The organism is Sphingomonas melonis, assembly GCF_013409985.1.
Classification (GTDB): domain Bacteria; phylum Pseudomonadota; class Alphaproteobacteria; order Sphingomonadales; family Sphingomonadaceae; genus Sphingomonas; species Sphingomonas melonis_A.
In genome coordinates, this window is record NZ_JACCBY010000003.1 from 141,982 (window position 1) to 161,628 (window position 19,647).

Consider the following 19,647-nt stretch of genomic DNA (forward strand, 5'->3'; position numbering starts at 1 on the left):
CGTCGATCATCCCCAACGGTTTTGATAATGCGCTGACGCGCAAGAAGGCTTGCGCCGCAGGCGCCATCCCGTCGTCTTCTCTTCTTCTCCGCGCCTCTGCGCCTCTGCGCGCAAAAACCCTGTCTTCTCTTCGCGTCTTCGCGCCTTCGCGTGACACCATCCAGCGAGCCGCCGCATGACCGCCGTTCTCGATTTGCCCACCACGCGCGAGGAAGCGTTCCGCTGGGCCGACATGCCCGCGCTGCAAGCCGCCCGCGCGCTGACGGCGCAGTCGGCGGCGGTGCCGGACGCGATCCTGCCCGAGGCGGCGCGGCTGGTGTTCGTCGATGGCTCTCTCGATACCGATGTCAGCCGCCCGGGTGACCTCGCCATCACTTCGGAAGCCATCGCCAGCGACCATCCGCTCGCCCGTTATGCCTCGGGCGACGGCCACCGGATCACGCTCGCACCGCGCACCGTCACCACGATCGAGATCGCCCGCGTCAATGCCGGCGAGGACAGCCAGACGCCGCTCGTCATCACGCTCGGCGAGGATGCCGTGCTGACGCTGGTCGAGAGCTTCACCGGTGCCGGCTGGACCAACACGCTGACCCGGTTCGAGCTGGGGCAGGGCGCGCGGGTGATGCGCGCGGTGCGCATCGTGCAGGACGCGGGCTTCGTCTCGACCCGCGACGAGGTGACGATCGCCGAGGCGGCCAGCTTCGTCTCGGTCGCGCTCGGCGCCACCGCGGCGGGGACGCGGCTCGACGCGGCGCTGACGCTGAACGGTGACGGTGCCTATGCCGAACTGGGCGGCGCGCTGCTGACCCGCGACGAGCAGCGGCAGGAATGCGCGGTGCGTGTCCGTCACGCCAAGCCCAACGGCCAGTCGCACCAGCTGTGGCGCGCGGTCGCGGCGGACCGCTCGACGGTGAGCCTCGCCGCCGCGGTCGAGGTGGCGCGCGATGCGCAGAAGACCGACGGCGAACAGAGCCTGCGCGGGCTGCTGCTCCAGCGCACCGCGACGGTGAACCTCAAGCCCGAGCTGGAGATTTTCGCGGACGACGTGAAATGCGCGCATGGCGCGACGGTGGGCGAACTCGACGCGCGCGCGCTGTTCTACATGCAGAGCCGCGGCATTCCCGCGCCCCGTGCCAAGGCGCTGCTGACGCGCGCCTTCGTCGCGGATGCGCTCGACCGGATCGCCGACGAGACGGTGCGCGACGTGTTCGCTGCCGATGCCGACGCGTGGCTGGAGCAGACGCTGTGAGCGAAGCCCCGCTCGACCGCGTCGCGGATTTCCCGGCGATCCCCGACGGCTGGGCCTATCTCGACACCGCGGCGACCGCGCAGAAGCCGCAGGTCGTGATCGATGCGATCGCGCGCGCCTATGGCGAGACCTATGCGACCGTCCATCGCGGCGTCTACCAGCGCTCCGCCGACATGACCGTCGCCTATGAGGCGGCGCGGGCGAAGGTCGCGGGCTTCATCGGCGCGACCACGCCCGACGAGATCGTCTTCGTCCGCGGCGCGACCGAGGGGATCAACCTCGTCGCGCAATGCTGGGCGGCGACCCAACTCAAGGCCGGCGACCGTATCCTGCTGTCGATGCTGGAGCATCACAGCAATATCGTGCCGTGGCAGATGGCCGCCGAGCGCGTCGGCGCGGCGATCGACGTGCTGCCGCTGACGGCGGATCATCGCATCGATCTCGACGCGATGGCGCGCATCCTCACGCCGCAGCACAAACTGGTCGCGCTCGCGCATGTCTCGAACGTGCTCGGCTCGGTGCTCGATGCGACGCGCGCGACCGACCTGGCACATGGCGTCGGCGCCAAGATCCTGCTCGACGGCTGTCAGGCGGTGCCGCGGATCACGGTCGATGTCGCGGCGATCGGTTGCGACTTCTACGTCTTCTCCGGCCACAAGCTCTACGGCCCGACCGGGATCGGCGTGCTCTGGGGCCGCGGCGAACTGCTGACGCAGATGCCGCCCTATCAGGGCGGCGGGTCGATGATCGATCGCGTCACCTTCGCGCGAACCACCTATGCGCCGCCGCCGGGGCGGTTCGAGGCAGGAACGCCGCATATCGTCGGCGCGCTCGGCCTTGCCGCGGCGATCGACTATGTCGAGGGGATCGGGCTCGATCGCATCCATGCGCACGAAACCGCCCTGGTCCGTGATGCACGCACGGCGCTGGCCTCGCTCAACTCGGTCCGCCTGTTCGGGCCGGAGGATAGCGCCGGCATCGTCAGTTTTGCGATCGAGGGGGTGCATCCGCACGACGTCGGCACCATCTTGGACGAAGGCCGGGTGGCGATCCGCGCCGGCCATCATTGTGCGCAGCCGCTGATGGAGGTGCTGGGCGTCGACGCGACCGCGCGGGCGAGCTTCGCGGTCTACAACGGTCCGCAGGACATCGAGGCGCTGGTGAAGGGCGTCGAACGAGTGACTCGTATTTTTGGGTAGGGATATTCGGATGAGCGATGCGATCCGTATCGAGGAAGTGGACGCGGTGACGCCGGCACCGCGCGCGCGCGTCGAGGACGTGGCGGATACTGCGCCGCGCGAACGCGATTACCTCACCGGCTTTCTCCAGCAGAAGCCGCAGGGCGATGCGCCGGGCGAGCCCGGCGGCGCGCTGTACGAGGCGGTCATCGACGCGCTGAAGGAGATCTATGACCCGGAGATTCCGGTCAATATCTACGATCTCGGGCTGATCTACGGCGTCGAGGTCGCGGAGACGGGGCAGGCGGTGGTGACGATGACGCTCACCACGCCGCATTGCCCGGTCGCCGAATCGATGCCCGCCGAGGTCGAGATGCGCGTCGCCGCGGTGCCGGGCATCGCCTTCGCCGACGTCAACCTCGTCTGGGACCCGCCATGGGACCCGCAGAAGATGTCCGACGACGCCAAGCTCGAACTGGGGATGCTGTGATGGCCACGACCCTGCGCCAGCGCCCGGCGCCGCTGATCCTCACCGCCAATGCCGACGCGCGGATCGCCGACCTGATGACGCGCGCGCCGGAGGGGGCGATCGGCGTCAAGCTGTCGACGCCGCGCCGCGGCTGCTCCGGCCTCGCCTATTCGGTCGATTACGTCACCGAGGCCAAGCCGTTCGACGAGCGGATCGACACGCCCGGCGGCACTTTGTTCGTTGACGGCGGCTCGATCCTGTACCTCGTCGGATCGACGATGGACTGGGTCGAGGACGATTTCACCGCGGGGTTCGTGTTCAACAACCCCAACGCCAAGGGCGCGTGCGGCTGCGGCGAGAGCTTCACGGTCTGATCCGTCCCCTTCCTCCGCTGACGCTGCGGGGGAGGGGCAGACAGGCGTGGGGTTGAAGAGGCGTTTGCCGCATACGGCTACGCTGACCGCCCGCGCCCGCAGCGCCAGCCGCCTCCCCCGGCGGGAGGCGTTGGTTTCCGCCCTGGGCCGGATCGACATTCAGGCTTTGGAGATACCGCCGGCCCCGGCTGGGCAAGGCTATCGTGTGGACGTTCGCTTGAGTCCGCCGCCTCCCAATCCCACCCCGTCACCCCGGACGTGTTCCGGGGTCCACTCTGCGGCGAGGGGAGGCTCGATGGGACACCGTTCTCTTGTGGCCCGGTGGACCCCGGAACGAGTCCGGGGTGACGGATACGAGGGGGAAGCCGTCGAGCCTCATCACCGGAGCCATAGGCGGTAGTCCTCCGCTCCTAGAGGGGAAGGAATTGGACTGGATGTCGATCCGGCCTACAGGTCGCGCCCGTAGATATTGTAGACCTTGTTGACTCGGCTATCGATCGTCTCGGCGATCGAGCGCATGCCCTGATTGTCGTCGAGGATCCAGCCGATCTCGCCGCGGCTGGCACCGTAATGCTGGACCGAGGCACGGCGGATATATTCGATCATCATGAAGGCGAGCTGGCTCGCCAGCCGCGACGCCTGCAACTCCTTGACGACGCCCATCAAGGGCACGCGCATCGTCCGCACCTTGGGCTTGCGCAGCCACAGCAGCAGCTTGGCCCAGCCGAACGGCAGCAGCGAGCCGTTGAGCGGCTTCAACGGTTCGTTGAGGTCGGGGAGGGTGATCATGAACGCCACCGGCTTGCCATCAAGCTCGGCGATGCGGATCAGGTCGTTGAACACGATCGGTTTCAGCTTGACGCCGACGTCCTTGATCTCCGGCGGGGTGAGGGGAACGAAGCCCCAATTGTCGCTCCACGCATCGTTGAGGATCGAGAGGATGATCGCCGCCTCCTCTTCGAACTTGCGCTTGTCGACCTGCCGCACGACGATGCGCTTGTTGTTTTCACCGGACTTGATGATCCGCTTCACGATCGGAGGAAATTCCTGCGTGATGTCGAGTTCGTAGGTGAAGAGTTGCTTGACCTGCTGATAGCCGGCGCGCTCGATCCAGCCCTGATATTCGGGCTTGGCATGGCCCATCATGATTGTCGGCGCATGATCAAAGCCCTGGACCAGAAGGCCGGGTTCTTCCCAGACCGATTGTGAGATCGGCCCAAGCGCGCGGGTCATCCCCTGCTCGCGTAGCCAACCTTCCGCCCTGGCGAGCAGGGCGACGAATACCTCTTCGCGCTCGGCTTCCATCGATCCCCATTGGCCGACGCCGGGGCCAAAGCCCTGTTCCGCCGGCATCGTCAGCGCCAGCGTGTCGATATGCGCCGAGATGCGGCCGACCACCCGGCCGCCCTGACGCGCCAGGAACAGCCGCACCTTGGCGTGGCTGTACCAGCCGTTCTTTTCCGGCGTGATCAGGCCAAGCGCCTCGCCCTTGAGCGGCGGCACCCAGGCGGGATCGTCCTTGTACAGCCGGAACGGCAGGTCGATGAACGCCTTGCGCTCGCTCTTCGTGGTGACGGGGGTGATCGTCAGGTCGCTCATTCGGGCCTCCCATTTTGGCGTGCGATCTAGCACGGCATGGCGACAAGGCGAGTGACGTTTCCGTCATCACTGATCGATATGTTGCGGCGCCGTGACGGTTTTCCGCGCCTGTAAATGCCACGCTGTCGCCACTATCTTGGGGCAATGGACCACGCCATGGAACGCTCGCTGACCCTTTCCCGCGCCCCCGTCGCCGACGCGCCGGTGCGCGCGCCGCGCCCGCGCATCGCCGACGACAAGGCGATGCTGCGCGCCGCAGCGGAGGCGACGCGCGATCTGATCGCGCCGCGTCCGGGCATCTATTGGACCGATCTGCTCGCGTCGGTCGTGGTCGGCTATGGCGCGCTCGCCGTGGCGGTGACGGCGCGGCAGACCGGATGGGTGGTGCTCGCCGCCGTCGTCTCGGCGCTGGCGCTGTATCGCGCGCTGAGCTTTATCCACGAAGTCAGCCATATGAAGCATAGCGCCGTGCCGCGCTTCCGGGGCGCGTGGAATGCGCTGGTCGGCGTGCCGATGCTGGTCCCGAGCTTCATGTACGAGGGCGTCCACAACCTGCACCACGCCAAGACGCGTTATGGCACGTCGGAGGATCCGGAATATCTGCCGCTCGCGCTGATGAAGCCGTGGACGCTGCCGGCGTTCGTGGTGATATCCGCGCTGGCGCCGCTCGGCCTGCTGATCCGCTATGCGATCCTGTCGCCGGTGTCGCTGCTGTCGCCGAAGCTGCGGACGATCGTGATGGAGCGCTATTCGGCGCTGGCGATCAACCCGTCGTTCCGCCGCCGTGCGCCGGAGGGCGAGGCGCTGACGATGTGGAACCGGGTCGAAACCGCCGCCAGCCTGTGGGCGATCGCCGTCGTCGTGCTGACCGCCACCGGCGTCTTCCCGCTGCGCAGCGTCGCGATCGCGCTGGCGATCGGTTCGGGCGTCGCGGTGGTCAACCAGGTCCGCACGCTCGTCGCGCATCTGTGGGAGAATGACGGCGAGCCGATGTCGGTGACCGCGCAATATCTCGACTCGGTCAACGTGCCGCCGCCGGCGCTGCTGCCGGCGCTGTGGGCACCGGTGGGCCTGCGCTATCACGCGCTCCACCATCTGCTGCCGAGCCTGCCCTATCATGCGCTCGGCGAGGCGCACCGCCGCATCACCGCAGCGGTCGAACAGGGCTCGCCCTATCACAAGGCCAGCTATGCCGGACTGCCCGGGCTGGTGAACAAGATCGTGCGGAGCACGTTCCAGCCACGGTGAACCGGGCACCTGCGCTATAATGGGGCAGGACGATAGCCAGAGGTGGGTGTCGGAAGATGAGCATTTGGTCCGGCATCCTTGCGCTGCTCGTCACGCCCGCTGCGGCCGGTGAGGCCGTGCCGCCCGGCACGGTGACGCTGCTTGTCGATGAAGACGGCAAGACCGACGGTCCCGAGGTGCCGGCCTTTGCCGATGCGATCGGCGACGTCTTCAACAGCGCCAATTTCCTCGTACTGCCCGGCCGCGGCCCGAGCCGGTACCGGGCGCGCATCGACATCCGTCATGAATTGCGCGGGCTGGTCGGTGCGCCGGCGGGCAAGAAGGCGCCGGACGCGCAGGTCGCCAATTGGGGCGCGGGCGTCCAGCTGGCGCTGCCGACGCAGAAGCAGGATCTGCGAGCCCTGATCGTCACGCGGATGACGATCACGCTGACCGCGTGGCGCGACGGCCATACGCTATGGAGCGGCAGTGCGGTCACCGCCCAGGTCGCCGGGACGCCGGCGAATGCGCCGGCCGTGGTCGGGGCCAAGCTCGCCGGTGCGCTGGTGTCGCGGATGCCCGCGGTGCTCGACGGACCGCTGTCGGTGCCGTGACGGGCGGGCCCTATTCCTCGGTGCGGATGAGTACGGCCTCACCGATCAGCAGGAACAGCAGGAACGGCGCCCAAGCGGCGAGGAACGGCGGATAGGCGCCGAGATTGCCCATCGCCAGCGCGAAATTGTCGGCGACGAAATAGGCGAAGCCCAGTGCCATGCCGATGACGGCACGGATGAACAACTGGCCCGAGCGGGCGATGCCGAATGCCGCCACCGCGCCGAGCAGCGGCATCAGCACCGCCGAGAGCGGGCTGGAGAATTTGTGCCAGAGCGTGCCCTCGAGCGACTTGGTCGGCCGGCCGGCATCGCGCAGGTCGCCGATCGCCGCGTGCAGGGACGCGAAGTCGAGCCCGTCGGGATTGATCGCGCCGAGCGTGAACTGATCGGGCCGGACGCCGGGCGCGACCTTGACCGTGCCGATCGTGCTGAGCTTGCCGGTGGCGACGTCGAAGCGCGTCGCCGGGCTGATCGCCCAGCCGTTGCCGGCATGGCGGCCCTGCGGCGCGCGGATGATCGCGACCAGCTCGCCGCCGGTGCGGTCGTAGACGGTGACGTTGCCAAGCCGCACCTGCTCGCCGCGCCCGCGCACCTGCTGCACCGCGATCAGATCGTCGCCGTCGCGCACCCAGACGTTGGTCCTGTCGCCGCGATCGATCGGCAGCGGCCCGTAATCGGCGTCCTTCCACTGATCGAGCGTCGCGGTGGCGCGGCTGACGATCCGTTCGTTGAAGGTGAAGCTGAGCACCGCGACACCGAGGCTGGCGACGAGCAGCGGCGCGAGCACCTGGTGCGCCGACAGGCCGGCCGCCTTGAGCGCGATGACCTCGCTGTTCTGGTTCATCGTGATGAGCGTCAGGATGGTGCCGAGCAGGACCGAGAAGGGCAGCAGGAAGGCGGCGATCTGCGGCGCGCGCAGGCCGACATATTGCCACACCTGCTCCTGCGTGTTGCCGGGATGGGCGAGGATCTGGCCCGATTCGCTGAGCAGGTCGAGCGTCTGCAGGATCAGCAGCAGCGCGGCGAGCAGCCCGAAGGTGCGCACCAGGAACATCCGCCCCATGTAGATCGCGACGGTGCGCGACGGGAAGAAGCTGCTCATGCCGCGCGCTCCTTCTTGCGGCCGCGGCCGGGCAGATAGCGGGTGATGAGCTTGGCGAGCTTCGAGAAGGCGCGTTCGAGTGCGCCGATCGGTTGCCCCCCGGGGACATAGGCGATCTGATAATACATCCAGACGATGATCCCGGCGAAGATGCAGAAGGGGACCCAGAGCGCGATCAACGGATCGATCCGCCCCAGTTCGCCGATCGACGCGGCATATTCATTCACCTTGTGATACGCCACGATCATCACGATCGCGAGGAACACGCCGAACCCCGAGTTGGAGCGTTTCGGCGGCACGCCGAGCGCGATCGCGAGCAGCGGCAACAGGAACATCGTCGCCACCTCGACCAGGCGGAAGTGGAATTCGGAGCGGCTGCTGTCGCGCTGCTCGGCGCTCTGCGCGCCATGGCCGAGCTTCGCCAGTTCGGGCAGCGTGAATTCGAGGTTGCGGCCGCCGCGCTGGCGGAAATTCTCGTAACGCGGCAGCGGGATCGGCAGATCGTGCGAGGTGAAGGTCAGCACCCGCGGCACGGTGAAGTTCGGCGCCTTGTGCACGAGCGTGCCCTTGGTCAGGCGGAAGATGATCGTGTTGGGATCGTCGGTCGCGAGGAACTGACCCGATTGCGCGGTGACCGAATAGCTGGTGCCCTTGTCGTTGTAATAGACGAAGATGCCGTCGAGCTTGCGGCCCTTGTCATGGCTCTGCTCGATGCGGAGGGTCATGCGGTCGCCGAAATGGGTGAATTCGCCCACCTTGATCGACGCGCCGAGCGCGCCGGTGCGCAATTCGAAGCGCAATTGCTCGTAATAATAGCGCGCCTTGGGCTGGACGAAGCCGACGATCGCGATGTTGAGCGCGGCCAGCACCAGCGCGTACATGAACGGCACGCGCAGCATCCGGGTATAGCTGACGCCGACCGCGCGCAGCACGTCGAGCTCCGAATTGGCGGCGAGCCGGCGGAAGGCGAGCAGGATGCCGAGCAGCAGCCCGATGGGAATGCCGAGGCCGAGATATTCGGGCAGCAGGTTGGCGAGCATCCGCCACACGACGCTGACCGGGCCGCCCTCGGTGGCGACGAACACGAACAGCCGCTGGATACGGTCGAGCACCAGCAGCATGGCGGCGATGGTCAGCGTCGAGAACAGCGGCAACGCGATCAGCCGGGCCATGTAGCGGTCGAGAGAAGTCATGCGGTCAGGGGCTCGGGCCGGGGCGGGGAAGGGGCGGTATAGGCGCGGGTGCCGAGGACGTCAGCTAAATTCCCCCGCGTCATTCGGCGGCGATCTGATGCGGCGGGGCGGGGCGGTCGGCGGCGAGCGCCTTGCCGATCGCGCGCTCCAGGCCGCTGAGCGTGAACGGCTTGCGCAATACCGGATGGCGGCCGAACTCGCTGGCATTCGCCTCGCCGGCGAAGCCGGTGACGAACAGCACGGCGATATGCGGATAGAGCGGCGACAGGCTGGCGATCATCTCCGGCCCGGTCTGCCCCGGCATCAGCACGTCGGAGATGATGAGGTCGATATCGTCATGCGCGGCGAGCAGTGCCGGCGCCTTGAGCGGCGCGTCGCAGGCGATGCCGCGATGGCCCAGTTCCTCCAATGCCATCATCGTCGCGGCGAGCACGCGCGGATCGTCCTCGACGACGAGCACGTGCAGCGCCTCGGCGAGCGGCGCGACGCTGACCGGATCGACGGTCGCGGCCGGCTCCGCCACCTCGACGCTGGTGTCGCGCGGGAGGTAGAGCGTGACGGTGGTGCCGCGGCCGACCGCGGTGTCGATCGCGATGCCGCCGCGCAACTGGCGCACCAGTCCGAAAATCTGGCTGAGGCCGAGGCCGGTGCCCTTGCCCGCGGCCTTCGTGGTGAAGAAGGGTTCGTAGACGCGTTCGAGCACCTCGGGCGTCATGCCGGTGCCGGTGTCGGTCACCGCGAGCGTGACATATTCGCCGGCGCAGCAATCGTCGACATGGTCGTCCTCGAGCACCGTCGCGCCGGTCGCTATGACGAGCTGACCACGGCCGTTCATCGCGTCGCGCGCGTTGACCGCGAGATTGAGCACGGCGTTTTCGAGCTGCACCCGGTCGGCATGGACCTGCCAGCCGCGTGCCTCGTCGCGGACGACGACGGTGATCGCGTCGCCCAGCGTCCGGTCGATCAGCTCGGACATGCCCGACACCAGCGCCGCGGCGGCGATCGGTTCGGGCTTGAGCGATTCCTCGCGGCTGAAGGCGAGCAGGCGGCGGGTCAGCGCCGCGGCGCGGGTCGCGCCGTCGGTGGCGTTGTCGAGGTGGCGCGCCAGCGTCGCCGGATCCTGCCCGACCGCGCGCCGCGCCAGCTCCAGCCCACCGAGCACGACCGCGAGCATATTGTTGAAGTCGTGGGCGATGCCACCGGTGAGCTGGCCGACCGCATCCATCTTCTGGATCTGGCGGACCTTGGCCTCCTGCACGCGCAGTTCGTCGGTCGCCTGGGTCACCGCCGCGGCGAGTTCCTCGGCGCGTTCGCGCTCCGCGTCCGCCTCGGCGCGGGCCAGCGCGCGCTCGCCGACCGCGTGCAGCGTGAACCAGCCGAGCACCAGTGCGCCGACGACGATCAGCACGCCGAAGATCGCCAGCACCCCGGCGATCCGGCTCGATCGGTCGACGGTCCGCATCGCATCCGCGGTCCGCTGGTCGAGCAGCGCGCGTTCGCGGCTGATGATCTGGTCGAGCGTCGTGTCGATCGCGGTGAGCGTGGGGGACTGGCGGGCCTTGTAATAGCGGGCGAGAGCCTGGCTGTTCTGGCCATAGGTGGTGCTGAGCGCGGTCAGCGACAGTTCCTCGCCGCGCTGCTGATAGGCGGTGCGCAGCCGGCCGACGCGGGCGCTCTGTTCGGGCGTATCCATGGTCAGCCGTTCGAGCCGGCCGAGCTGCGTCCCCGCCAGTCGCCACTGGTCGTAATAGAGCTGGCCAAGCTCCTTCTCCGCCTTGCCGCTGATGACGTAGCGGCCGAGCGATGCCTCGGACCGCGCGATGGTGCCCGACACGGTGCGGGCGAGGATCATCACGTCATAGCTGTGCGCCTGCGCCTTGAGCGCGCGGTCGCGCTGGCGGTTCGCCTCGCCGAGCGTCAGGATCAGCGCGACGAGCACCGCCGCGCCGAGCAGGCCCATCACGACAAGCGTGATGGTCCGCCACGTCGCGTCGCCCTCCAGGGTCCCTACGGAGACCGTTTCGGCGTCGTTACGAGTCACGCCGGCAAGGCTAGTGTGTTTCACCACCCGTGGAAAGCCGCCGCACGTTGCGGCGGATCAAGGTCAGCCGATCGCGCCCACGGCCTGCCCCGCCGCGCGAAAGGCGGCGAGCACCGCGTCGAGTTGCGCTTCATTATGCTCGGCGCACAGCGAACAGCGCAGCAGGAAGGTGCCGGCCGGCGTCGCCGGCGGGCGCGCCATGTTGACGTAGACGCCGCCGTGCAGCAGCCCCTGCCACATCGTCACCGCCTGTTCCTGGTCGTCGAGGATCACCGCGACGATCGCGCTGTCGGGCGCCTCGGTGCCGAGCTTGAAGCCCATCGCCTTCAGGCCGCCGTGCAGCTGTCGGGCATTGGCCCACAGCTGCGCGCGCTTGTCGTGCGCGGTCATGAGCTTGCGGATCGACGCCGCGGCGGTCGCGACCACCGACGGCGGCAGCGAGGCGGTGAAGATATAGGGGCGGCAGGCGAGGCGGATCGCCTCGAACTTCGGGTGGTTCGACACGCAGAAGCCGCCGACGGTGCCAACCGACTTGGAGAAGGTGCCGACGACGAAATCGACGTCCGCCTCCAGCCCCTGATCCTCGTACACGCCGCGGCCGTTGGGGCCGTAGAAGCCCATCGAATGCGCCTCGTCGCTCAGCACCATCGCGCCGTGTTTCTTGGCGACCGCGACCATCTCCTTGAGCGGCGCGACGTCGCCGAGCATCGAATAGACGCCCTCGAGCACGACGAGCTTGCCCGCCTCCTTGGGCAGGCGGCCGAGGCGCTTGTCGAGATCCTCGACGCTGTTGTGGCGGAAGCGGACGATCTCGGCATTGCCCTGCTTGCAGCCGTCGTAGATCGAGGCGTGGCTGTCGGCGTCGAGGATGACGTATTCACCCTTGCCGACGAGCGTCGAGATCATGCCGAGATTGGCCATATAGCCGGTCGAGAAGACGATCGCGCCGGTCGTGCCGTAGAAGTCGCGCAGCGCCTGTTCCGCCGCCATATGGTCGCGGAAGGTGCCGTTGAGCATGCGGCTGCCGTTGGTGCCCGAGCCGAACTGGTCGAGCGCGGCATGGCCGGCGGCGATGACGTCGGGATCGAACGTCATGCCCATGTAATTGTAGGTGCCGAGCAGGATCGTGGCGCGGCCGGCGATCACCGCCTCGGTCGGGCCCTTCACCTGATCCATCACGATCGCGAACGGATCGGTGACGCCGGTGTCGATCAGCGCCTTGCGTTCGGCGATGAGGGCATCGAACTTGCTCATCAGGTCGCGCCCGGCCTCATTGGCCGGTGCGACCGGGGCGGGATCGAGGTCGAGCGCTTCGGGCTGCAATCCGGTTTCGGTCATGCGTCGCCCCGCAGCTTGGCGACGGCATCGGCGAGCTGGCCGATATTCTCGATCTCGGCCTGCATGTTCATCGTGATGATGATGTCGAACTCGTCCTCGATCGCGGCGACGAAGTCCATGACGGTGAGGCTGTCCCACTCCAGATCGCCCTGGAAGGTGGTCGCCTCGGTCAGCGCGATGCCTTTCTTGTTGAACGGTTCGATCTGGGCCTTGATCGTGTCGAGGATCTGGGTGCGGTCGGTCATCATTCTTCCTGGATGGCGGCCAAATACGGCAGGGTTGCGGCGCTATAGCAATCCGTTGGCGCGATACCATCGCGCCGTTGCGGCAAGCCCCGCCTCGGGTGCGACGGACGGCGTCCACAGATCGGCGGGCGGGCGCAGCGCGGGGCGGGCGGTCCAGTCGGGATGGGCGAGATAGCCGACGCGGTCGGCGGTGAGCTTGGCGCCGGCGCCGCGGAGGGTCTTGTCGAGTGCCGCGCCGAGCTGGAGGATCGGCTTGGGCAGGTGCAGCGCGAGCACGCGCCGGCGGCCGACGGCGCGGCCGATCGCCTGCGCCAACTGTTCATGGGTGAGGACGTGGCCGTCGTCGACTTCGTAGAGCGCGGGCGGCAGGTCGCACGTCGCGAGGGTGAGCAGCAGGCGGGCGAGATCGTCGACCGCGACCAGCGATAGCCTGCCGCGCGGCGGCAGCAGCGCGACGTTGAGCTTCGCGGCACGGAACAGGTCGCGCATCTCCATGTCGCCGGGGCCGTAGACGCCGCTGGGGCGGACGATGCTCCAGGCGAGGGGGCTGGCCTGGACCAGCGATTCGGCCTCCGCCTTCGACCAGCCGTAGTTGGACAGCGCGGGTTCGCGGGCGGAGAGCGAGGAGACGTGGACGAAGTGATGGACGCCCGCCGTGCGCGCGGCGGCGAGCATCGCGCGCGTGCCGTCGATATTGCCGGCGACGAAGCCGGCGCGGTCGGGCGCGTTCACCACGCCGGCGACATGGACGATCGCATCCGCGTTGCCGGCGAGCGCGGTCAGGCTGTCCGGTCGGTCGAGTGCGCCCTCGATCCAGGTGACGCGGTCGCGGGCGGGTTGCGGCCGGCGGGTGAGCGCGCGGACGTGATGACCGGCGGCAAGCGCCTGATCGAGCAGCGCGCCGCCGACGAAGCCGGTCGCGCCGGTGATGGCGAGGACGGTCATGCTGCCACACCCCTGACCGTCACCCCGGACGTGTTCCGGGGTCCACTGGGCCGCCAGTGCGCCTCTTGAGCCTCAAGCCGTTCTCCTCGCCGCGGAGTGGACCCCGGAACAAGTCCGGGGTGACGGGGTGGGTGGGGCGACGGCATCACAGCAACGCCAGATGGTTGCGGTGCACCAGCGCCGCCCGCGGGGCATAGCCCAATAGCGCCGCCTGTTCCTCCGAGCGCGTGCCGAGCAGGCGGAGCGCCTCGTCCGCGGCATATTCCGACAGGCCGCGCGCGACGGTGCCGTCCGGCCCTTCGATCGTCACCAGATCGCCGCGCCCGAACGCGCCCTCGACGCGCGTCGCGCCGGCGGCGAGCAGGCTGCCGCCCGCCGCGAGCGCGCGCGCCGCGCCTGCGTCGACATGGATGCGGCCGCGTGCGGTCAGCCCGCCGGCCAGCCACGCCTTGCGCGCCGACGCCGCCCGCTCCGCGACGAACAGGGTGTGCCGCTGGTCGCCGGCAAGCGGATGATCGCGCCGGCCGCTGGCGATCGCGAGATGCGCGCCGGCGCCGGTCGCGATCCGCGCGGCGGCGATCTTCGACACCATGCCGCCCGACCCCATGCCCGAGGCCGATCCCGCATCCGCCATGCCGGCGACCGCGTCGATCCGCTCGACCCGCGCGACATGCTGCGCATCGGGGTTGGTGTGCGGGTTGGCGTCGTACAGGCCATCGACGTCGGACAGCAGCACGACTCCCTGCGCGCCCGCGGCCTGTGCGACGCGCGCGGCGAGCCGGTCGTTGTCGCCGAAGCGGATCTCCTCGGTCGCGACGCTGTCATTCTCGTTGATGACCGGCACCACGCCGAGCCCGAGCAGCCGGCCGAGCGTCGCCGCGGCGTTGAGATAGCGGCGGCGGTCTTCGAGATCGTCGAGCGTCACCAGCATCTGCGCGGCGGTGAGGCCGTGTCCGCCGAGCAGCTCCGCCCATGTCTGGCTGAGCGCGATCTGGCCGGTCGCCGCCGCGGCCTGCGCGTCTTCAAGGCTGGCGCGCCCCCCCTTGGCGAGGCCGAGTCGCCGCGCGCCGAGCGCGATCGCGCCCGACGAGACGATCGCGACCTGCTGGCCCTCGCCGACGCGCGCGGCGATGTCGGCGACCAGCGTCGCCAGCCAGTCGCGCCGCACCGCGCCGTCGGGTGCGACGAGCAGGGCGGAACCGACCTTGACGATCAGGCGCGGGCAGGAGGCGGGCGGGAAGAGCGACATGAATGGGGGTCTAGCGTATATCGAGGAACCAAGTCCTCCCTCGCGCAGCGGGGGAGGGGGACCGCCCGGCTTAGCCGGGTGGTGGAGGGGGCGTGTCCGCAAACGGCTCGGTTCGCCGTATCCTCCCCCTCCGTCACCGCTTCGCGGCGCCACCTCCCCCTTGCGGGGGAGGATTTAGAAGAGGGTCACACCGGCGACCAGGTGATCTCGTCCTCGCCCTCGTCATTCTCCGGCACCGTATCCGGCCCCGGCCCGATCGCCTCGAGCAATTTGTCGAGCACCCAGTCGACGCCCGTCCCCGCCGCACCCGACAGCGGGATCACGTCGGTGCCGCTCTCTTCCGCCAGTTCGGCGGACAGGGCCTCGATCAGCTCGTCGTCGAGCATGTCGATCTTGTTGAGCGCGACGACGTGCGGCTTGTCGATCAGGCCGCCGCCATAGGCCTCCAGCTCCTCGCGGACGATGCGATAGCTTTCGGCGACATCGTCGTCATTGGCGTCGACCAGGTGGAGCAGCACGCGGCAGCGTTCGATGTGCCCCAGGAACCGGTCGCCGATGCCCGCGCCATCCGCCGCGCCCTCGATCAGGCCGGGGATGTCGGCGACGACGAACTCGCGGGCGTGGTGGCGCACCACGCCGAGCTGCGGCCGCGTGGTGGTGAAGGCATATTCACCGACCTTGGCCTGCGCATTGGTGACCGCGTTGATGAAGGTCGACTTGCCGGCATTGGGCAGGCCGACCAGCCCCGCATCGGCGAGCAGCTTGAGCCGCAGCCATACCCACGCCTCCTCGGACGGCCAGCCGGTGCCGTGCTGGCGCGGCGCCCGGTTGGTCGAGGTCTTGTAGCTGGCGTTACCGCGGCCGCCGTCGCCGCCTCGTAGGAAGATCTCGCGCTGGCCGACGCGGGTGAAGTCGAGCAGCACCTCTTCCTTGTCCTCGGACAGCACCTGCGTGCCGACCGGAACCTTGATGACGAGGTCGTCGCCGCCACCGCCGGTGCGGTTGCTGCCCGACCCGCCCGAGCCGCGCGGCGCGCGGAAATGCTGGGTGTAGCGGAAATCGATCAGCGTATTGAGGCCGGCGACCGCCTCGAAGATGATGTCGCCGCCCTTGCCGCCGTTGCCGCCGTCGGGGCCGCCGTATTCGATGAATTTCTCGCGCCGGAAGCTGACGGCGCCGGGGCCGCCCGAGCCGGAGCGGACGAAGATCTTGGCCTGGTCGAGAAAATGCATGGCGCCTCTTTAGCGTGCCGCGCGCGGACGGCCACCCCCGCGGTTGCTTTGCCGTCGCCCGCCGGGTGCAACAAGATCATTGAACCGCCGTTTCGGCTGGCGCTAAGACTTGGCGGGTGACGACGCTGCACGATTCCCGGGGCGATCAGGCGCCCAGACGATTGGCGTGGCAACGCGTCTTCAGCTCGGATGGCCTGCCCGACGCGCAGCGCTATGCCTGCTGGCGCGACGCCGACATCGCCAACCTGTCGGCGCGGTTCGACACATCGCCGCACGAACCCTTCGCCGTTGCCATGGACTGGCTCGACCTCGGCACGATCGGACTCGGCCAGGCGCGGATCACCGCGCAGGACTGGGTCCGCCGGCGCGAGAATATCGCGCGCGACCAGTGCGACGATCTCGTCGTCAACGTCCGCCATCAGGGCGGCGCGCGCGGCGACATGGCCGGCCGCGACCTGATCGCGCCGGGCGGGTCGGTCGTGCTGGCCGATCTTGCGCAGGTGCAGGCGCACGCATCGGATGCGTCGATCTGCACCGGCTTCACGCTGCCGCGCGCGCTGGCCGAGCAGATGCTGCCCGCCTCGGTGCGCAGCCTGCATGGCCATGTCATCGCGCCCGATCAGGCGGCGCTGCTGGTCTCGCACCTCGCGACGCTGCGCGACAATGCGCATCATCTGCCGGTGACCAGCGCGCCGGCCCTGGCGCAGACCGTGCTCGACCTGTTCACCATCGCCGTGTCGGCCAGTCTCGGAACCGCTCCGGCGGACGTGGACCAGCGGGAACGCGGGCTGCTGGTCGAGCTGCGCGAGACGATCGAGCGGCACTTGGGCTCGCCCTCGCTCAACACGACGCGGCTCAGCCGGACGCTCGGCGTATCGCGCTCGACGCTGTATCGCCTGTTGCAGGAGGAGGGCGGGGTGCAGGCCTATATCCGTACCCGCCGGCTCGCGCGGATCGCGGAAAGTCTGCGCACCGCGGGCGACCGGCAGACGATCGCGATGCTCGCCGAACGCTGGGGATTTTGCGATGCCGCCTATCTCGGGCGGGCGTTCCGCGAGGTCTATGGCATGACGCCGGGCGACTATCGCGCGCAGCATGGCGTGGTCTGAACGGCGATAACCGCCGACCGGCGCCGCGACCCCCATCGCGACGCCGATCGGCAGCACCGGCGAGCGAATGCCTGGAGCATCGCCCGTCCGGCATCCCCTCCCGTGACAACGTGCCTTTATGCGGCCGTCGTCTTCGACTCGAGTCGATGTCACGTGCTGTCCGACCAGCCGCGACCCTCGATAGTTAACTATATCGCCCGATTTCCCCGCGGAGCAGGGCAGTGACCATTGCCGGTGTGCCAATCGACATTGCCGGTGTCTCAGTCATGCGGCGCGCAGGGCGAAACGAGCATCGCCACCGCCAGATCGCGCGCCCGCTCGCGCGGCAGGCCGAGCGCGCGCGCCATCGGGGCGCCGAGCAGCGCATCGCCCAGCGCCATCAGCACCAGATGCAGCGTCTCGTCCTGGATCGGACGGCAGGCGGTCTCGACACGCCCGGCCAGATCCTCGACCAGCGCGCGCACCGCAGCGAGGATCGGATCGAGCGCATCGCGGTTGCCCGACAGGATCATCCAACTCGCCAACGCCCCCGCGCCGCCGCCGTCGAACGCATCGAAGACGAGATCGACGATCCGGCGCGGGTCGGGCTCCGCACCGCGGTCGCGCAACAGCGCCTCGCGAATCGTCGCGGTGATGTCGGTCGCCATCCGCGCGATCAGCGCCAGTTGCAGTCCGGCGGCCGAGCCGAAATGGTGGAGCAGATTGGCGTGGGTGCGGCCGATCCGCGCACCGACCGCCTTCAGCGTCACCGCCTGCGGCCCCGCTTCGAGCAGCAGCGCCTGTGCGGCGGCAAGCGCGGCGTCGCGGCTTTCGGCGGGGGGCAGGCGCTTGCGATGGGTTGCGGCGGACAGGGCAGGAGCCTACTTACAAGGATGTCAGTACGGGGCGATCGCCCTTGTTTGGAGGTTTCCATGGCGAAAGCAACCACGCCGGACGATCTGGTCATCACTCCGCGCGACCGGCGCTTCGGCCGCGGCATGCGGATGGGCCGCTGGTGGCTCAACAACGATCCGATCGCGACCGCCTTCTACAATGCGCTGTCGGTCACCTTTCCCAAGGGCGAGGGCTATTTCGTCGACAGCGTGCGCAAGTTCCGCGACGGCACCCCGCCCAAGCTGACCGGCGAGATCAACGCCTTCATCAAGCAGGAGGTGATGCACACCCGCGAGCATGTCGCCTTCAACCGCCATGTCACCGACCAGGGCTATGACGTGCGGCGACTCGACAAGGACGTCGACGATGCGCTGGCGCTGACCAAGGGGCGGCCGCCGATCGCCAGCCTTGCCGCCACCACCGCGCTCGAACATTTCACCGCGATGCTCGCACACGAACTGATCGCCGATCCCCGGCATCTCGCCGGCGGCGAGACGCAGGCCAAGGCGCTCTGGCTGTGGCATGCCGCCGAGGAGATCGAGCATAAGGGCGTTGCCTACGACACCTGGCTGCACGCAACGAAGGATTGGCCGCGCTTCACGCGCTGGCGGGTCAAGTCGATGGTGATGCTGATCACGACGTGGCGATTCTTCACCGGGCGTACGCGCGGCATGCTCGAACTGCTGCGGCAGGACGGGCTGACCGGACCGAAGGTGTGGGCGCAGCTGTTCTGGTATGCGTTCGGCAATCCCGGCATGGCGCGCAAGGTCGCTGGGGTCTGGGCGGCCTATTTCCTGCCCGGCTTCCATCCGTGGAAGCATGACGATCGCGCGCTGATCGGTCTGGCGGAGAGCGATTACGAGGCCGCCGTTATGCCGCGCCCGGCCTGACGAATCGCCGGGCTTCAACCGCCGGCCCGAAAGGCGCTAGGGACAGCGGCATGACGCGATATGCGAAACGCTTCTGGGTTCTGGGCGCCGCCATGGCGGGGCTCGCCGGTTATGTCGATGCGATCGGCTTCCTCAAGCTCGACGGGCTGTTCGTCTCGTTCATGAGCGGCAATTCGACGCGGCTGGCGGTGGGGGTCGCCTTGGGCCTGCCGGTTGCCGGGATCGCGATGGGGCTGATCGCCGCCTTCGTCGGCGGGGTGCTGGCGGGGACGATCGTCACCACCATGGCGGGGGCGCGGCGCAAGCCCGCGACGCTGATCGGCGTCACCGTGTTGCTGGCGGGTGCGGCGGCGACCGATGGCCGGGTCTCGACCGGCTGCACGACCGCGTTGCTCGCGGCGGCGATGGGGATGGCCAACACCCTGTTCCAGCACGACGGCGAGGTCAGTGTCGGCGTGACCTATATGACGGGCGCGCTGGTCAAGTTCGCGCAGCGGCTGGCGGCGGCGATTCTCGGCGGCCCGCGCTGGGCGTGGCTGCCCTATCTGCTGCTGTGGTGCGGACTGGTCGGCGGCGCGGTAATCGGCGCGATCGTCTATCCGCGACTCGGCACCGCCAGCATCGCGGTCGCGGCCGGAGTCGCGGCGATGCTGACGGCCTATGCGGCATGGCTCGGACCCTCCGACCGCGTGGCGGCGCGGCGCGCGCGCTGAGGATCGA

General features: G+C 68.9%; 19 protein-coding genes. 9 read left to right on the forward strand and 10 right to left on the reverse strand.

The annotated features are described in order from the left end of the window. Positions 1-175: 175 nt before the first annotated feature. Genes HD841_RS11385 through HD841_RS11400 form a run of 4 tightly spaced genes read left to right on the forward strand, consistent with a single transcriptional unit; the run spans position 176 to position 3,270 of the window. Positions 176-1,249: a SufB/SufD family protein gene (locus HD841_RS11385; protein ID WP_179509018.1), complete on the forward strand. Its 1,074-nt coding sequence runs from the start codon at positions 176-178 to the stop codon at positions 1,247-1,249. Further along, positions 1,246-2,448 carry an aminotransferase class V-fold PLP-dependent enzyme gene (locus tag HD841_RS11390; protein ID WP_373563000.1) on the forward strand — a complete coding sequence of 401 codons (1,203 nt, stop codon included), beginning with the start codon at positions 1,246-1,248 and terminating at the stop codon, positions 2,446-2,448. The genes HD841_RS11385 and HD841_RS11390 overlap by 4 nt, the downstream gene beginning before the upstream one ends. Positions 2,449-2,458: 10 nt before the next feature. After that, positions 2,459-2,917, forward strand: coding sequence for an SUF system Fe-S cluster assembly protein (locus tag HD841_RS11395; RefSeq protein ID WP_179509020.1), 459 nt, complete (start codon positions 2,459-2,461; stop codon positions 2,915-2,917). Next, a complete protein-coding gene (locus tag HD841_RS11400) occupies positions 2,917-3,270 on the forward strand; it encodes a HesB/IscA family protein (protein WP_179509021.1) in 354 nt (117 codons plus the stop codon). The genes HD841_RS11395 and HD841_RS11400 overlap by 1 nt, the downstream gene beginning before the upstream one ends. 447 nt (positions 3,271-3,717) lie before the next feature. Here the strand turns inward: HD841_RS11400 and HD841_RS11405 are convergent, their stop codons facing one another. Further along, positions 3,718-4,869 carry an N-acetyltransferase gene (locus HD841_RS11405; protein WP_179509022.1) on the reverse strand — a complete coding sequence of 384 codons (1,152 nt, stop codon included), beginning with the start codon at positions 4,867-4,869 and terminating at the stop codon, positions 3,718-3,720. A gap of 156 nt (positions 4,870-5,025) precedes the next feature. On the opposite strand from HD841_RS11405, the gene HD841_RS11410 reads away from it, so the two are divergent. Both HD841_RS11410 and HD841_RS11415 read left to right on the forward strand, forming a co-directional pair. Continuing rightward, positions 5,026-6,117, forward strand: coding sequence for a fatty acid desaturase family protein (locus HD841_RS11410; protein ID WP_179509023.1), 1,092 nt, complete (start codon positions 5,026-5,028; stop codon positions 6,115-6,117). Positions 6,118-6,173: 56 nt separating this feature from the next. Then, the gene (locus HD841_RS11415) at positions 6,174-6,710 is read left to right on the forward strand and encodes a hypothetical protein (RefSeq protein WP_179509024.1); all 537 of its coding nucleotides are present in this window, start codon (positions 6,174-6,176) and stop codon (positions 6,708-6,710) included. A 10-nt stretch (positions 6,711-6,720) separates the two neighbouring features. On the opposite strand, the gene lptG is transcribed toward HD841_RS11415, so the two are convergent. The 8 genes from lptG to obgE form a co-directional block, all read right to left on the reverse strand. Next, entirely contained in the window at positions 6,721-7,812 is a 1,092-nt protein-coding gene (lptG, locus tag HD841_RS11420; RefSeq protein ID WP_179509025.1) for an LPS export ABC transporter permease LptG, read from the reverse strand. Then, positions 7,809-9,005 (reverse strand): LPS export ABC transporter permease LptF, encoded by a 1,197-nt coding sequence (lptF, locus tag HD841_RS11425; protein ID WP_179509026.1) that lies wholly within the window; start codon positions 9,003-9,005, stop codon positions 7,809-7,811. The genes lptG and lptF overlap by 4 nt, the downstream gene beginning before the upstream one ends. A gap of 79 nt (positions 9,006-9,084) precedes the next feature. Then, positions 9,085-10,965 carry an ATP-binding protein gene (locus tag HD841_RS11430; RefSeq protein ID WP_179509382.1) on the reverse strand — a complete coding sequence of 627 codons (1,881 nt, stop codon included), beginning with the start codon at positions 10,963-10,965 and terminating at the stop codon, positions 9,085-9,087. Between the two features lie 144 nt (positions 10,966-11,109). Further along, complete coding sequence (gene spt, locus HD841_RS11435; RefSeq protein WP_179509027.1) at positions 11,110-12,384, reverse strand: serine palmitoyltransferase; 1,275 nt, start codon at positions 12,382-12,384, stop codon at positions 11,110-11,112. Then, entirely contained in the window at positions 12,381-12,629 is a 249-nt protein-coding gene (locus tag HD841_RS11440; RefSeq protein WP_179509028.1) for an acyl carrier protein, read from the reverse strand. The genes spt and HD841_RS11440 overlap by 4 nt, the downstream gene beginning before the upstream one ends. A gap of 42 nt (positions 12,630-12,671) precedes the next feature. After that, positions 12,672-13,574 (reverse strand): NAD-dependent epimerase/dehydratase family protein, encoded by a 903-nt coding sequence (locus HD841_RS11445; RefSeq protein ID WP_179509029.1) that lies wholly within the window; start codon positions 13,572-13,574, stop codon positions 12,672-12,674. Between the two features lie 145 nt (positions 13,575-13,719). Further along, a complete protein-coding gene (proB, locus tag HD841_RS11450; protein ID WP_179509030.1) occupies positions 13,720-14,823 on the reverse strand; it encodes a glutamate 5-kinase in 1,104 nt (367 codons plus the stop codon). Positions 14,824-15,008: 185 nt separating this feature from the next. Next, on the reverse strand, positions 15,009-16,055 hold the full coding sequence (obgE, locus tag HD841_RS11455) for a GTPase ObgE (RefSeq protein WP_179509031.1): 1,047 nt from the start codon (positions 16,053-16,055) through the stop codon (positions 15,009-15,011). 116 nt (positions 16,056-16,171) lie between these two features. On the opposite strand from obgE, the gene HD841_RS11460 reads away from it, so the two are divergent. Continuing rightward, positions 16,172-17,164: a helix-turn-helix domain-containing protein gene (locus tag HD841_RS11460; protein ID WP_373563001.1), complete on the forward strand. Its 993-nt coding sequence runs from the start codon at positions 16,172-16,174 to the stop codon at positions 17,162-17,164. Between the two features lie 260 nt (positions 17,165-17,424). On the opposite strand, the gene HD841_RS11465 is transcribed toward HD841_RS11460, so the two are convergent. Beyond that, the gene (locus HD841_RS11465) at positions 17,425-18,015 is read right to left on the reverse strand and encodes a TetR family transcriptional regulator (protein ID WP_257015541.1); all 591 of its coding nucleotides are present in this window, start codon (positions 18,013-18,015) and stop codon (positions 17,425-17,427) included. Between the two features lie 60 nt (positions 18,016-18,075). Between HD841_RS11465 and HD841_RS11470 the strand changes: the two genes are divergently transcribed. Then, the gene (locus HD841_RS11470; protein ID WP_179509032.1) at positions 18,076-18,927 is read left to right on the forward strand and encodes a metal-dependent hydrolase; all 852 of its coding nucleotides are present in this window, start codon (positions 18,076-18,078) and stop codon (positions 18,925-18,927) included. Positions 18,928-18,977: 50 nt separating this feature from the next. Then, positions 18,978-19,640 carry a YoaK family protein gene (locus HD841_RS11475; protein WP_179509033.1) on the forward strand — a complete coding sequence of 221 codons (663 nt, stop codon included), beginning with the start codon at positions 18,978-18,980 and terminating at the stop codon, positions 19,638-19,640. The last annotated feature ends 7 nt before the right edge of the window (positions 19,641-19,647 follow it).

Coding starts and splice junctions, on each gene's coding strand:
- HD841_RS11445 (WP_179509029.1), bottom strand. CDS start 13,574: ATGACCGTCCTCGCCATCACCGGCGCGACCGGCTTCGTCGGCGGCGCG.
- lptG (WP_179509025.1), bottom strand. CDS start 7,812: ATGAGCAGCTTCTTCCCGTCGCGCACCGTCGCGATCTACATGGGGCGG.
- HD841_RS11440 (WP_179509028.1), bottom strand. CDS start 12,629: ATGACCGACCGCACCCAGATCCTCGACACGATCAAGGCCCAGATCGAA.
- HD841_RS11400 (WP_179509021.1), top strand. CDS start 2,917: ATGGCCACGACCCTGCGCCAGCGCCCGGCGCCGCTGATCCTCACCGCC.
- HD841_RS11475 (WP_179509033.1), top strand. CDS start 18,978: ATGACGCGATATGCGAAACGCTTCTGGGTTCTGGGCGCCGCCATGGCG.
- lptF (WP_179509026.1), bottom strand. CDS start 9,005: ATGACTTCTCTCGACCGCTACATGGCCCGGCTGATCGCGTTGCCGCTG.
- HD841_RS11405 (WP_179509022.1), bottom strand. CDS start 4,869: ATGAGCGACCTGACGATCACCCCCGTCACCACGAAGAGCGAGCGCAAG.
- spt (WP_179509027.1), bottom strand. CDS start 12,384: ATGACCGAAACCGGATTGCAGCCCGAAGCGCTCGACCTCGATCCCGCC.
- HD841_RS11385 (WP_179509018.1), top strand. CDS start 176: ATGACCGCCGTTCTCGATTTGCCCACCACGCGCGAGGAAGCGTTCCGC.
- HD841_RS11415 (WP_179509024.1), top strand. CDS start 6,174: ATGAGCATTTGGTCCGGCATCCTTGCGCTGCTCGTCACGCCCGCTGCG.
- HD841_RS11395 (WP_179509020.1), top strand. CDS start 2,459: ATGAGCGATGCGATCCGTATCGAGGAAGTGGACGCGGTGACGCCGGCA.
- HD841_RS11430 (WP_179509382.1), bottom strand. CDS start 10,965: ATGGGCCTGCTCGGCGCGGCGGTGCTCGTCGCGCTGATCCTGACGCTC.
- HD841_RS11410 (WP_179509023.1), top strand. CDS start 5,026: ATGGAACGCTCGCTGACCCTTTCCCGCGCCCCCGTCGCCGACGCGCCG.
- obgE (WP_179509031.1), bottom strand. CDS start 16,055: ATGCATTTTCTCGACCAGGCCAAGATCTTCGTCCGCTCCGGCTCGGGC.
- proB (WP_179509030.1), bottom strand. CDS start 14,823: ATGTCGCTCTTCCCGCCCGCCTCCTGCCCGCGCCTGATCGTCAAGGTC.
- HD841_RS11470 (WP_179509032.1), top strand. CDS start 18,076: ATGGCGAAAGCAACCACGCCGGACGATCTGGTCATCACTCCGCGCGAC.